Annotated in this window: 17 protein-coding genes and 1 riboswitch; of the genes, 6 read left to right on the top strand and 11 right to left on the bottom strand. The window is 33.1% G+C overall.

What is annotated here, in order from left to right:
* The first annotated feature begins 146 nt into the window (after nucleotides 1-146).
* Together hypR and merA are read left to right on the top strand one after the other, a co-directional pair.
* On the top strand, nucleotides 147-581 hold the full coding sequence (gene hypR / locus AAA453_RS00415) for a redox-sensitive transcriptional regulator HypR (RefSeq protein ID WP_069816652.1): 435 nt from the start codon (nucleotides 147-149) through the stop codon (nucleotides 579-581).
* Nucleotides 568-1,890: a hypothiocyanous acid reductase MerA gene (gene merA / locus AAA453_RS00410; RefSeq protein ID WP_069816655.1), complete on the top strand. Its 1,323-nt coding sequence runs from the start codon at nucleotides 568-570 to the stop codon at nucleotides 1,888-1,890. The genes hypR and merA overlap by 14 nt, the downstream gene beginning before the upstream one ends.
* Before the next feature lie 64 nt (nucleotides 1,891-1,954).
* On the opposite strand, the gene AAA453_RS00405 is transcribed toward merA, so the two are convergent.
* Entirely contained in the window at nucleotides 1,955-2,131 is a 177-nt protein-coding gene (locus tag AAA453_RS00405) for a hypothetical protein (protein WP_176722975.1), read from the bottom strand.
* A 205-nt stretch (nucleotides 2,132-2,336) separates the two neighbouring features.
* Nucleotides 2,337-2,561, bottom strand: coding sequence for a hypothetical protein (locus AAA453_RS00400; protein WP_069816656.1), 225 nt, complete (start codon nucleotides 2,559-2,561; stop codon nucleotides 2,337-2,339).
* A 300-nt stretch (nucleotides 2,562-2,861) separates the two neighbouring features.
* A riboswitch (guanidine-I (ykkC/yxkD leader) is annotated at nucleotides 2,862-2,959 on the top strand.
* Between the two features lie 52 nt (nucleotides 2,960-3,011).
* Between AAA453_RS00400 and AAA453_RS00395 the strand changes: the two genes are divergently transcribed.
* From AAA453_RS00395 to AAA453_RS00385, 3 genes are all read left to right on the top strand, one after another.
* The gene (locus AAA453_RS00395; RefSeq protein WP_069816658.1) at nucleotides 3,012-3,338 is read left to right on the top strand and encodes a DMT family transporter; all 327 of its coding nucleotides are present in this window, start codon (nucleotides 3,012-3,014) and stop codon (nucleotides 3,336-3,338) included.
* The gene (locus AAA453_RS00390) at nucleotides 3,338-3,652 is read left to right on the top strand and encodes a DMT family transporter (protein ID WP_069816660.1); all 315 of its coding nucleotides are present in this window, start codon (nucleotides 3,338-3,340) and stop codon (nucleotides 3,650-3,652) included. Before AAA453_RS00395 ends, AAA453_RS00390 begins: the two co-directional genes overlap by 1 nt.
* Before the next feature lie 113 nt (nucleotides 3,653-3,765).
* Nucleotides 3,766-4,392: a LysE family translocator gene (locus AAA453_RS00385; protein ID WP_069816662.1), complete on the top strand. Its 627-nt coding sequence runs from the start codon at nucleotides 3,766-3,768 to the stop codon at nucleotides 4,390-4,392.
* A gap of 99 nt (nucleotides 4,393-4,491) precedes the next feature.
* Here the strand turns inward: AAA453_RS00385 and AAA453_RS00380 are convergent, their stop codons facing one another.
* Entirely contained in the window at nucleotides 4,492-4,857 is a 366-nt protein-coding gene (locus AAA453_RS00380; RefSeq protein ID WP_069816664.1) for a DUF4870 domain-containing protein, read from the bottom strand.
* 140 nt (nucleotides 4,858-4,997) lie between these two features.
* On the opposite strand from AAA453_RS00380, the gene AAA453_RS00375 reads away from it, so the two are divergent.
* A complete protein-coding gene (locus tag AAA453_RS00375; protein ID WP_069816666.1) occupies nucleotides 4,998-5,576 on the top strand; it encodes a histidine phosphatase family protein in 579 nt (192 codons plus the stop codon).
* 41 nt (nucleotides 5,577-5,617) lie between these two features.
* Here the strand turns inward: AAA453_RS00375 and AAA453_RS00370 are convergent, their stop codons facing one another.
* The 8 genes from AAA453_RS00370 to AAA453_RS00335 form a co-directional block, all read right to left on the bottom strand.
* Nucleotides 5,618-5,833, bottom strand: coding sequence for a hypothetical protein (locus AAA453_RS00370; RefSeq protein WP_002511986.1), 216 nt, complete (start codon nucleotides 5,831-5,833; stop codon nucleotides 5,618-5,620).
* Between the two features lie 427 nt (nucleotides 5,834-6,260).
* Entirely contained in the window at nucleotides 6,261-6,887 is a 627-nt protein-coding gene (locus tag AAA453_RS00365) for an NDxxF motif lipoprotein (protein WP_069816668.1), read from the bottom strand.
* 614 nt (nucleotides 6,888-7,501) lie between these two features.
* Entirely contained in the window at nucleotides 7,502-9,025 is a 1,524-nt protein-coding gene (gene ahpF, locus AAA453_RS00360) for an alkyl hydroperoxide reductase subunit F (RefSeq protein WP_069816670.1), read from the bottom strand.
* A gap of 16 nt (nucleotides 9,026-9,041) precedes the next feature.
* Complete coding sequence (gene ahpC, locus AAA453_RS00355) at nucleotides 9,042-9,611, bottom strand: alkyl hydroperoxide reductase subunit C (RefSeq protein WP_069816672.1); 570 nt, start codon at nucleotides 9,609-9,611, stop codon at nucleotides 9,042-9,044.
* Between the two features lie 381 nt (nucleotides 9,612-9,992).
* On the bottom strand, nucleotides 9,993-10,700 hold the full coding sequence (locus AAA453_RS00350) for an ABC transporter permease (RefSeq protein WP_069816673.1): 708 nt from the start codon (nucleotides 10,698-10,700) through the stop codon (nucleotides 9,993-9,995).
* Nucleotide 10,701: 1 nt separating this feature from the next.
* On the bottom strand, nucleotides 10,702-11,550 hold the full coding sequence (locus tag AAA453_RS00345) for an ABC transporter ATP-binding protein (RefSeq protein WP_069816675.1): 849 nt from the start codon (nucleotides 11,548-11,550) through the stop codon (nucleotides 10,702-10,704).
* A gap of 95 nt (nucleotides 11,551-11,645) precedes the next feature.
* Complete coding sequence (locus AAA453_RS00340; RefSeq protein WP_069816677.1) at nucleotides 11,646-12,578, bottom strand: LytTR family transcriptional regulator DNA-binding domain-containing protein; 933 nt, start codon at nucleotides 12,576-12,578, stop codon at nucleotides 11,646-11,648.
* A 153-nt stretch (nucleotides 12,579-12,731) separates the two neighbouring features.
* Entirely contained in the window at nucleotides 12,732-13,085 is a 354-nt protein-coding gene (locus AAA453_RS00335) for a helix-turn-helix domain-containing protein (protein ID WP_069816679.1), read from the bottom strand.
* Nucleotides 13,086-13,290: the final 205 nt, after the last annotated feature.

The following is a 13,290-nucleotide window of genomic DNA, read 5'->3' as shown; positions in this document are numbered from 1 at the left end:
AAATATATTCAGTAATGCAAAATAATAACTTTGCTGATACCTATCACTGTAATTAGGGAATGTAAATAATATAAGCAAAAAACTTTCGAGAAATTTCAAGACATGTTTTAATGTAATTATAAAAGTTACGATTAAAGGTGATGTAAATGAATTTAGAGTTTAATATAGCAGTACATCTGCTAACATTTCTAGTTAAGCATCCAGATGCGCGTTATAGTAGTGGGTCATTATCAGAACGAATATGTATTAACCCAGTGCAATTACGCAGGGTAACAAGAAAGTTAAATGATCAACATTACCTAGATGCTAGTAGAGGGAAATATGGTGGTTATCAAGCTAATGAAGTGACCGCTGATGTTAATCTGGCAGACTTATTTGAATTATTTAATGAAGAAAGGTCAGATGGACGAATATTTACAGGTGATGAAGGTAGCGATTGTGAGATTTCCAGGGAAATAGGAACCACGATGTCTAAGTTTCAGCAAAAAGAAAATGATATATTAATTAATTATTATAAAAGCGTCAAGATTACTGATGTATTAGACGATGTATTGAAGGAGGATATTCATGAGACAATTTGATGTAGTGATTATAGGATTTGGTAAAGGTGGTAAAACATTAGCGAAGTTTGCTTCAGCACAAGGTAAAAAAGTAGCAGTAGTAGAAAAATCTAAAGCGATGTATGGTGGGACTTGTATCAATGTTGGCTGTATCCCTTCAAAAACGCTTGTTCACGAAGGTCTAACTCATAATGATTTTAATAAAGCATTTTCTAGAAAAAAAGATGTAGTAGATGCATTAAACAATAAAAATTATCATAATCTTGCAGATGATAACAATATTGAAGTGTTGGATTATACTGCGAAATTCAAATCTAACAATGAAGTGAACTTATTAAATGACAATGATGAGATAGTGGAAACATTGCATGCGGAAGATGTCGTTATTAATACGGGTGCAATGTCAGTGATTCCGCCAATCACAGGTGTTGAAAGTTCTCAACATTTATACGATTCAGCTGGGATAATGAGTTTGGATTTTCAACCTAAACAATTAGTCATCATTGGTGGTGGATATATTGCTTTAGAATTTGCTTCTATGTTTGCTAACTTTGGCACACAAGTGACCGTACTTGAACGTGGCAATGATATTATGACTAAAGAAGATAAGGACATTGTTACAGAAGTTAAAAAAGATTTAGCTAACAAAGGTGTAAATATCATATACAATGTGAATACAGAGGGCTTTGAAGATACTGACTCTGGAACTATTGTGCATACGTCTAATGGAGATTATGAAGCGGATGCAGTTCTATTAGCGACTGGTCGTAAGCCTAATGTGGATTTAGATTTAGACAATACAGATGTAACACTAGGTGAGCATGGAGAGATTAAGGTCAATGAATACCTCCAAACGGATGCGCCACATGTTTATGCAATCGGTGATGTTAAAGGTGGCATGCAATTCACATATATTTCTTTAGATGACTTTAGAATTGTAAAAGACCAACTCTTTGGAACAGGAGTGCGTTCTACTGAAAATAGAGGCGCTGTACCTTATACAGTATTTATTGATCCACCAATGGCACGTGTAGGTTTGACTGGTAAAGAAGCTGAAAATCAAGGCTATAATGTAATAGAAAACGCACTACCAGTTAACGCTATCCCTAGACATAAAGTGAATAATGATCCAAGAGGCTTGTTTAAAGTAGTAGTGAATAAAGATACGGAAACAATACTTGGAGCAACATTATACGGCTTAGAAGCAGAAGAAATTATCAATCTAATAAAATTAGCAATAGATCAGAAATTAAATTATAAGGTATTGAAAGATAATATCTATACACATCCAACGATGGTTGAATCATTTAATGATTTATTCGATATGTAAGAGTGTAGAAATTTAAAAAGAGATAGATTCCTTATAGGGAATCTATCTCTTTTTTTCATGTAAATTAGGTCATTGCCATAATAATAACACCTATTAGACCAAAGAGGCCAAAAACCAATGACATCACACCGAAACTGACCAAACTTTGTTTTTTACTTGTATCACCTTTTTTTGAAAGGCGTTTATTTAAAACGAGTAGTACAATACCAAGGATTATGAGTAATATTGAACCATAGAACATATTGCGTCCCCCCTAAACTATATTTATCACGTTTGAATATCTTTATTATGTATTTACCCGGTAAATGATGTGAACTAACTCAATATACCATGCACAGTTCAATTATAGGTAGTGTTTTTCTTGAAGCATATATAAGCAAAAATAAAAGATGAGTACGCTGTTTTAAAGTTAACAGTATACTCATCTTTTTGGTATGTGATTAATATTATAAACTATTGTGGCTCACATCCGCATATGTGTAATTTTTTAGTAATGAACAACCTAATGGATGGTGACCATTGTCTACATATTCGTTAATTTCTTCAAGTACGTCTAAAATTTCGTATTCCGGCGTGTTTACATCAAATGTGTATTTGAACACTTGCTTCTTGTCGGATAACACTGTAGCGATGAGTTCATCATTGTGCATTTTGTAATTTAATAATTGCATAGTCATCCCTCACTTTTTTTATATTTCAATCCAATAATCGGATTGTTTTAATTGAGAATTCATTTCATTGATTAATCATTCAGATTATAATTGTTCTAATCTGATATTCAGTATACATGAAATACTATAAAATGTAGAGGGGAATGACTTAAATAATTAAAACTTTTTAAAATAAAAATGTAAAAAGACACCGAGGCGTTTCTTGTAAGCGTTTTTAAATGATAATGATTTTAAATTGAGTGAAAATAAAATGCTATGCTTGATGTCTATAAGATAAATTGATATGATACAGAGAATTAAATAAAAGCTTTCTAGGGTTCCGCAACACTTAATGTTGGCCTGGTCCGAGAGGAAGCCACATGTTAAATGTGACACGGAAGGATAAAAGCCTGGGAGATAGTAGTGATGACTATCTCTCGGGCTTTTTTTATTTTAACAGGGGGAATATAAATGAATTGGATAAAAATTATTATCGCATCAATCTTTGAAGTTGGTTGGGTCGTAGGGTTAACACATGCAACGACAGGTCTCGAATGGATGTTAACAATTATAGCTATATTTTTAAGTTTTTATTTGCTTATAGATGCATCCAAAATGTTACCAGTGGGTACATCTTATGCAGTATTTGTTGGTCTAGGAACAACAGGTGTTACTCTATTTGATTTTGCTTTCTTCGGTCAGGAAGTTAATTTTGGAAAAATCATTTTAATTTTAACATTACTTTTAGGTGTGATTTGTTTGAAATTAGTCACACCAGATAAAGGGGGAGAAGCATAATGGCTTGGATATTATTAATCATTGCAGGTATTTTTGAAATGTTAGGTATTACTTTTTTAAATGCTTATACGCATACACGGAAAAAATCCGCTGTCATGGGATTGATAGGCTTCTTTAGTTTGAGTTTCTTAGCTTTATCTACGGCAATGACTCAATTACCTATGAGTACAGCGTATGCGGTTTGGACAGGTATTGGTGCAGTGGGCGGAGCGATATTGGGTATGGTTTTTTATAAAGAGTCTACCGATATCAAAAGAATAATTTGTATTGCAGTCATATTAGCTAGTACGGTTGGTTTAAAATTATTGAGTTAACGTGGAAGTGATAAAAGGTTTTGCTAATCAGTTTGCCAAAAGAAATATGGACTAGGTATATTGCGGTGACATAGTGTAATTGATACCATGTAGTTAAGATGGAGGTGCATGTGATGGAAGGTCTTGCAGCATTTATTACGATTACATTAATGATTATTATTGTTCCTGGTCCAGATTTTTTTGTAGTAATGAAAAATTCAATTACTTCAGGTAAAGGTAATGGCGCGATGGCTGCGTTAGGTATTACGTCAGCACACGTTATCTATTCTTTATTAGCAGTATTTGGCATTATATTTATCTTGGCAAATATGTATTATGTCTTTCTGATGATTAAAATTTTAGGCGCGTGTTATCTGATTTATTTAGGCATTAAAAGTATCATCTGTGCACGTCAAAGCATGAATTTTTCAACATCTCAAATGCAGACACAACAGATTAGTTATTTAAGTTCTTATCGCCAAGGTTTTATCAGCACAATATTAAACCCTAAAGCATTACTTTATTACATAAGTATTTTACCGCAGTTTATAACTGCTGGCGAAGGTGTGTCATCTCAAATTGCAATATTATCGGCAGTAGTAACAACGGTGATTCTTATCTGGTTTATTTTTTGTGTATACATATTCCAATATATTAAATTACTTTTTGGAAACAGAAAAATAAAAGCGGTGTTTGATTATGCAGTAGGTGCCATCCTCATTGGTTTATCTATTAGTTTATTATTTAGTAAAAGCAGTTGATTCAACTTAAAAGTATAATGAAAGAAGGAGGCTGGGACACAAAAAATTGTCTCAGCCTCAATCATATTCTAAATAGATTTTCTAAAAAATTGCAATGCTTTATGGACGGAAATAAGCATCTTCAGAAATCAATATCTTGATACCACGATATATATTTTTGATTGTGTACCAAATGGTTACCACTAATAAAAGGATGGCCACCACAATCGCTATGATTGCAATTGTAGTATTCTGTTGATCAATTATTGTAGTTCCAAACGCTACGCTTAAAACTAATAGTATTGGTCCAATATACGTTATAATATGATAGACTAATGATTTTGCTGCATGCGTTGAAGCGGGTTTATCAGCAAAAATCCAAAGGATAATAGGTAATATAATTGGTGCAAAGAATATACTGAAATAACTGACTGCTGCTAATACACGCCCACTTTGTGTGTCATGATGTAACATTTTTTCGCTCATTTGTATCACCTCAATTGGATAATAACAAGAATAATCATTGAAATATAGACATATTGCTTCATCTAACAGTATTGTAAGATATGAGCTTCGTTAAAAGAATAATGAAATATTGGATTATAAATAGAGAAGAGGTAATCACTATGAAAATTTATTTAGTTCGTCATGGAGAATCGCAGTCAAATTACGATAAAAAACAAGGAAAAAAATACTTTTGTGGTCAATTAGATGTACCTTTAACAGAAAGTGGTGTATATTCTGCTCAATTACTGCAAAGCTATTTTGAAAAAAAGAATATTGAACACGTGTATATATCTGATTTGACTCGCACGAGACAAACATATAATGCGATATTTGATAAGCACATTCCAGCGAGTGTGACCCCTTTATTAAGAGAGCGTTCTTTAGGCATCTTTGAAGGTAAAATGATAGATGCAATTGAACAAAATCCTGAATATCATGCTTATTTTAATGATGAAAATTTGCTTGCTTTTCGTCATAGTTTCACACAAAAAGCCCCTGAAGGAGAAAGCTATTCGGATGTATTACAGCGTGTTGAACAATTTTTTGACCAAGAACTTGATCCGTCTTTAGAGTCTATCGCAATTGTTGCGCATCAGGTCGTAATCAGATGTTTTCTTGTTTACTTACGCTATGAAACGAAAGAAACTGTAATTGATAGAAAAATAGAAAATTGTGTACCCTATGAACTTGAAATGTAAGACAAACAAAAAACCTGAACTGCGACGTTGCCGGTTCAGGTTTAATATTTTTTAGCTGCTGTTAAGCTATCATGAAATCCTTGGAATAATGTATTGATATTGTCTAAAAAGCTTCCGACAATAACAGCCAGTATGACGTAAGTTACACTTAGCGCAATTGTTCTAAAAGAAACGACGCCATATTTTTCTTTCTTCTCAAAGAGATTAAAAGCTATGAAAATAGCAGCCATGGCACCTATTAAAATAGTTAATATCATAACAGTGTGGCCTCCTTAAATTTATTAATGAGTGGCTGTGCTTCTAATAACGTATTTCTTAACTTGTATATAGCTTAACAAATTAAGCTTTGAGAAAAACAGGATAATCATATTAAAAAACCTTACAATCATGTAAGGTTTTTTACGAGAATAAGTCAGAGTGTATCAATGTATGAGTAGAAAATAGGCTCAACGCCTTTGCCATCATGGAAAGGTGACATGTCATCATTTTGTAACCTTGGCTAAAATTGTGAAACATAAATGAAAAGCATGACGCTAAAACAACAATCTTTTGACACAAATGAGGCTAGGGCGTTAATACATGTCTTAGCCTCATTCATTATATAGTCAGCTTTGCCGGGATAGAATTATACGACGAAATCTTGTTGGAAAAATTAGATTTCATTGTCCTACTCCCATTTGTCATCTATTTATCTACTGCGTCACTTTCAATTCCTTTTTCATCAAGGAATTTCTTAATTGATTTTTGCTTTTTATGATTTACATTTCCGGCAACTTTAGCAGGAACGTCAACAACGTTGAGGTCATTGTCAGGTTGGTAATCTATTTCTTCAATTTCTTTATCAACGTTTTTAATTGTAGTGTTTAGGGATGTAAAATAAGCGATAATTTCATCGAGATTATCTTTATAACCGCTTGGCATGTTGTTATCTTCTACGAAATTTTTAAAATGAAGGTCATTTTTAATTGCATTATTCGATAAATCTGATAAACGTTTTTCTTGTGCATCAGTGATTTTTGTATCTGTACCTATTTGTTTGTCTAACTTATATTGCATGAGGTATTTATTATCAATAATAAGTGAGTTAACATCTAAATATTTTTTAATCGCTTTATTCATTTCATCTTCACTAATATCTTCACCCTTTTTATCTGAATGGAAGATATCTTTCTCAGCCAATTTGCTCACATTTTTTGGTGCATTGCGTTCATTATGTTCCTCTTGTTCATCATCTTCTGTATTACCATTTGAACATGCTGCGAGTATGACAGCTAGCACCAAAACTAACGATAAAAGTATACTTTTCTTCATAAATAATATTGCTCCTTTAATAATAAGTCGTTCTATTTTAACAGTCCCATTGTATGTTTACATACGTTCTTAGAAAATTATAACTTAAGCGTATCATGTAGTGCTATCTATTTGTATGATGAATTAAATAATAAACGCACAATCTATTGAACAAATGAATGGTGTAAGAGGATAATTGCTATATAAATTTAAAAATTCATTAGATTTTCATTATAAAATGTTAGCTAATTTAAATAATTAATCGCATAGATACAAGAATAAGCATATAAGGGTTAAACTCAGATTTAAAAGAGAAAAGTATACAAATAAAAAGAGAAGCACATATAGATTTTGTTAAGCGTATGCGATTTTGTTGGGAGTTTGTGTGCACTTTTTCCGCGGGAACACAGCCTAATCCTGTATGCTTCGACTAGTGATTCTCCCGCATAAGTTTGCCCAAATCACTGCTAGTGTTCAAATAATATAATCCATTATTAGATAATAAATAAGAACTGTTTCAAGGAAAAAACTATAAAAAAACAAACCACTTGCTTTTGCAAGTGGTTTGTCAATGTTAAGAGAAGAACCGCATAAGGGTTCTCCTTAATCTTTATTGTTAAATGAAAGGGGTGCGATTAATGTCTGATGATATAATCAAAAGCGTTTAATGCTGCATTTGCACCAGCACCCATAGAAATAATAATTTGTTTGTTACGATCATCGGTAACATCACCAGCAGCAAAAATACCAGGGATGCTTGTAGCATTCTTACGATCAATTACTATTTCTTTAGCTTGGTTTAATTCAACATAATTATCAAGCCATTCAGTGTTTGGTAATAAACCAATTTGAACAAAGATACCTTCGAGTTCTAAAGTATGATCTTCGCCAAGTGATTTATCCTGATATTTAATACCAGTTACTGCACTGTCACCTAAAACTTCTGTTGTTTGAGCATTTTTAATTATAGTTACGTTTGGCAAAGAAGCCAAACGTTCTTGTAATACGTTGTCTGCTTTCAGCGTAGCGTTACGTTCAAGTAACGTTACGTGTTTAACGATACCTGCAAGATCGATTGCAGCTTCGACTCCAGAATTACCGCCGCCTACAACAGCAACATTTTTATTTTCAAATAATGGACCATCACAATGTGGGCAGAATGCAACGCCTTTATTGATTAATTCTTCCTCACCAGGCACTTCTAGCTTGCGCCAACGCGCACCTGTTGAAATAATAACAGTTTTACTTGTTAATTGTGCACCATTATCTAAAGTGACAATGATACCATCGTCTGTTTTTTCAATATCACTGGCACGAATACCAGTCATTACATCAATATTGTATTGTTTAATATGATCTTCGAGTGCTGAAGTAAATTTTGGTCCATCTGTTTCTTTAACAGTGACAAAGTTTTCGATAGTAGCGGTATCGTTGACCTGACCCCCGATGCGATCCGCAACAATACCTGTACGTAAACCTTTACGTGCAGTATAAATTGCTGCACTACCACTTGCAGGTCCACCTCCGACAATTAGTACATCATATGGATCTTTGTCGTTAAATTCAGCTGGGTCTGCTTGACTGCCTAAGTTTGCTAATATATCTTGAACTGTCATACGTCCGTTACCAAATTCTTCTCCATCTAGGAAAATTGCAGGAACGGCCATAATGTCTTCAGACTCTTCTCTAAAGATAGATCCGTCTACCATAGAATGTGTGATATTTGGATTTACCAAACTCATTAAGTTTAAAGCTTGAACAACGTCGGGACATTTTTGACAAGTTAGACTAATAAAAGTCTCAAAATGTAACGGACGGTCTAAAGCTTTGATTTGATCTATAACTGCTTGTTCTTCTTTTGGTGCACGACCGCTTACTTGTAATAAAGCGAGAACAAGAGAGTTGAACTCATGACCCATTGGTAAACCAGCGAATGTAATACCTGTTTCTTCACCAGGTCTATTAATAGAAAAGCTTGGTGTACGTTTAAGGTCAACTTCTTCTATAGTAATGCGAGATGACATCTCTGCTACTTCGTCTAATAATTCTTTTAATTCTTTAGACTTTTCATCTGTACCAAAACTTGCACTTAGTACAACGTCACCTTCCATTAATTGAAGTAATTGTTGTAATTGTGATTTTAGCTGATCATTAAGCATTTAAATCAATGCCTCCTTAGATTTTACCTACTAAGTCAAGACCAGGTTGTAATGTTTCTGAACCTTCTTCCCATTTAGCTGGGCAAACTTCGCCTGGGTGTTGACGTACATATTGTGCTGCTTTGATTTTGTGTACCAATGTACTTGCGTCACGGCCGATACCGTCAGCATTCACTTCAGCTGCTTGTACAATACCGTCAGGGTCTACGATGAAAGTACCACGTTGAGCTAAACCTAATTCTTCATCTAATACATCAAAACTACGAGTGATTGTTTGAGAAGGGTCACCAATCATAGTGTATTGGATTTTGTTAATGGCTTCTGAATGGTCATGCCAAGCTTTGTGTACGAAATGCGTATCAGTTGATACTGAGTACACGTTTACGCCTAATTCTTGTAATTTATCATATTGTCCTTGTAAATCTTCTAATTCAGTTGGACATACGAATGAGAAGTCTGCTGGATAGAAGCAAACAACACTCCATGAACCTTTTAAGTTTTCATCTGAAACTTCGAAAAACTCATCTTGCTTTGGATCATAAGCGTTAGCTGTGAATGGTAAAATTTCTTTGTTAATTAAAGACATAAAAAAACATCCTCCTGATTGATTAACTAATTTTGATTAGAATATTAGTTAAGTAGATTATTATAGTTTGTTAATTGTAATGATTCTAATCTTTCACGTACTATTATTGCACGCTCATATATTCTCGTCAACGATGAAAGGCTATATATAAAAGTGTAAAATAACGCTCTGTGTGTGCTTTTGAACCATTAGTGACAAGTGAAAACATGCACGTAAAAGAGAGCGTTTACATAGTTGATATAATCTTTCTACATATTAAATAGCCTTTCAATTCTCAACTAAACATATGAAACTGAGAAGAAAGGCTTGTTATTTATTAAATTGGCTTAAAAACATGAATTACACAGCTTTTCAGAGCATTTTTTACAATTTTGTGAACGACTAGCGTTTACGGAATTTATACTTATAAGTAATGAACAACGAAACCATAATAAGAATAAACCAAATCAGAAGATATAGTAGGCTCAAGCTAGCATTATTGATTTCTAATTCTAAAATTAAGCCAAAAGGTAATATTTCCAGTACTTTGTCGAAAAAGCCTAATTTTATAACACCCTCTAAGGTATTAAATATTGGTGTCATGCCGAAGAGAATGAAGGGCACCATCATTAATGTTGTGGCAGTACCAACAGTATTAGACAACAAACCAAAGACTAAACCAAGGACAAGGTAAAAGCATAGCATGACTGCAAGTCCTAAATAAGTTTGAAAATCGAAATTCACGTTACTGTTCACAATCATTAAGCTTATGATAGTCGTAATGATTGTGATTATAAACGTGATGATGACTTTAGAAAACAATATTTCAATATTAGATGCTGGCGACTCTACTAAGCCTTTCAATGTACCTTTTTCATTTTCTTCAGAGATCATTGTGATAAGAGGTGATGTAGCAACAAAAACAAATGCCATGTTAATTATGATGAACTGCATTACAGTCGGTGCGCTTTGAACTGTATTTGTAGTTGGAATGATACTGTAAAATATACTGATTAATATGATCATTAACGGCATGAAAATAATGGAAGGATTTCGTATAGATTCTTTAAAGTCTTTCTCTAACAGTGCTGACAAGCGTGTAATATTCATACTAAACAAGCTCCTTTCCAGTGATTTTCAAGAAAACATCGCCAAGCGTAGGTAAATCAGATGAAATGTATTTTAAATCATTTGCTTCGAGCATATCTGTAATATACTGTGCAGATTCGGTAGTCATGGGTAAGGTTTTTTCTCGATTATTATTATGAATGACCTTAATTGTATGATTTGCATGATTAAAGCGAAAGTTCTCTGGTGTATCAAGTTCTTTGAGTACACCTGACTCTATAAAAGCCACGCGATCGCATAAGGCGTTTGCTTCTTCCATATTATGTGTTGTTAAAAATATCGTTGTGCCACGTTCGTTTAATGCTTTAAGGCCTTTATGCACATGTTGAATTGTCATAGGGTCTAAAGATGCTGTTGGTTCATCTAAAAATAATAGTTCAGGTTGATGTAAGATTGCTTTAGCAAGTAGTACACGTTGCTTCATACCAGCAGACAAGTTTTTAAATAATGATTTTTTATCCTGTGTTAGACCAACAAATTCTAAAGCTTCATCAATTTTTTGTAATGGTAGTTTGTTAAGTTTTGCGAATAACTTTAAGTTATCCCAAATGCTTTGGCGTTCATAAGCAGTGCTGTGATCTGTAAGGATACCAATTTTTGACATAAAGTTGCTCGTGCCTATTTCAGAACCATTGTGTCCAAGAACATTTAGACTACCTTTAGACGGATCGTATGTTCCAGTTAACATTTTAATTGTTGTCGTCTTGCCAGAGCCACTAGGACCAAGGAAACCAAAAATCTCCCCTTTTTTCACAGTGAAATTCATATCTTTAATTGCTATTTTGTTTTTAAATGACTTTGTTACATGATTCATTTCAATTATGTGTTCCATTAAATTACCTCCTTTTGAATTAACTTCAGCATAGCGTGTTCACGCGAATCTGACGTTCAAAAGAAGGTGAAATGTAACGTATAAGTGTTGAATGGTTACTCATTAATATTGAAAAATCGTTCTATTTCTTTTGCTTTCTGCCTAGATAAAGGGATTAGCATTTCCTTAGTATTATTGAGTCGTATCGAATAGTTGTTTTTAGACCAAGAAATAATTTCACTGACTTTTTGTAAGTTTACGATATAAGAACGATGACATCTATAAAAACCGTAAGGAACAATAATCGTTTCAATAGATTGTAAAGTCGTATCATGGGTATATTGTTCATTACCTACATGTATAACCACTTTGCCATCTTGACCTTCTAAGTAATCAATGTCGATAGGATCTAAAAATAACGTTTTTTCATTAGTTTTAACTGTTAAACGTTTGATTTGTTGACGCTCTAATTGGTTGCTGTCGCTTATATCTTGCTGATGATTGGGTTCATATTGTGATATTTCTATAGGTTTAAATGTTTTTTCAGTAAGGCGATAACAATTGTTGCTGATAAGTAATGCTTCCTCTGTGTGATTTGTTAATGTAATAATTGAATTGTACTTGCTGAGTTCATTGAGTAAGTTGAGTACGGTGTGTTTTGTTTCAATAGAGACATTTTGTAAAGGTTCTTTAATAATAAATTTCGTTTCAGGTACAAGGAATAATTTTGCTAAATGGACGAGTTTAAGTTCAGATGTTGTGAGCTTTTTAATTTTCTTGTGGTTGAAGGAGAATAACTTACATTCATAAAGGACTGTATCTAAGGATAATTTTGAATCGTACCACTTACACCAAAATTTAATGATTTCTTTTACTGATAGTCGCTCTGGTAGTGGTGCTTTAAGCGTGTATGTCTTGAATCCACTCGTATCTTGATTGAGTTCTATAATCGAATTTTGAAACTCATCTTCTGTGACAATAGTAGCTAAATCATTTTGAAGTTCAACTAATCTATTATCTTTTACAAATAATTCTATGTGTTTAACCATAAATAATACTCCTATAGTGTATTTATAAAACAGTATAACAAGCTATAGTGATAATGTGTGAGATTTTTATGAAAAAAAGACCTATTTACAGTTTGAAATAGGTCTCGTATTTTTTAGAAGTATAAAGTTACTAAAGAAGGTTTTAGCACTTAATTACATGAATGATTGTGTTATCCACCAAATCATTGCAGCAACAGGAAAGAACAACCACCAGTAACCTGCTAGGAATTCCCAACCATTCATAGCAGGTTTCTCTTTATCATCTGAAACAGGTTGCTGATATGTTTCAATAATTGTATGTTTAAGTTGCTTGTCTTCTTTAATGAGTTCATCTAATGAGATGTCGAATAGATCGCTCATTTTAATTAACATATCAATGCTCGGATAGACTTTATTTAATTCCCATTTTGAAATACTTTGGCGTGAAATGTTAAGTATTTCGGCTAAATCATCTTGAGACCAATTTTTTTGTTCTCTTTGCTCTTTAATCTTTTTACCAATTTCCATATCAACCACATCCTTTGTTTAAAGTTAATCTATTACATGTTCAGCGTCACGAACTTAATGTTATTGTCTGTCGCAACGACAGGTTGCAATCGCGTGTTTATCATCATTATCAGTTTTTGAAAATTAAATATGTATAAGATTGATTTATGTTCACAGGGATTTATGAACAACCTCTTTAATGTAATAATACCCATTTCATTCTATT

It is taken from the genome of Staphylococcus parequorum (assembly GCF_039237145.1).
GTDB lineage: Bacteria > Bacillota > Bacilli > Staphylococcales > Staphylococcaceae > Staphylococcus > Staphylococcus equorum_A.
The sequence above is the reverse complement of the archived record's forward strand: the minus strand, read 5'-3'. Positions and strand labels throughout refer to the sequence as shown.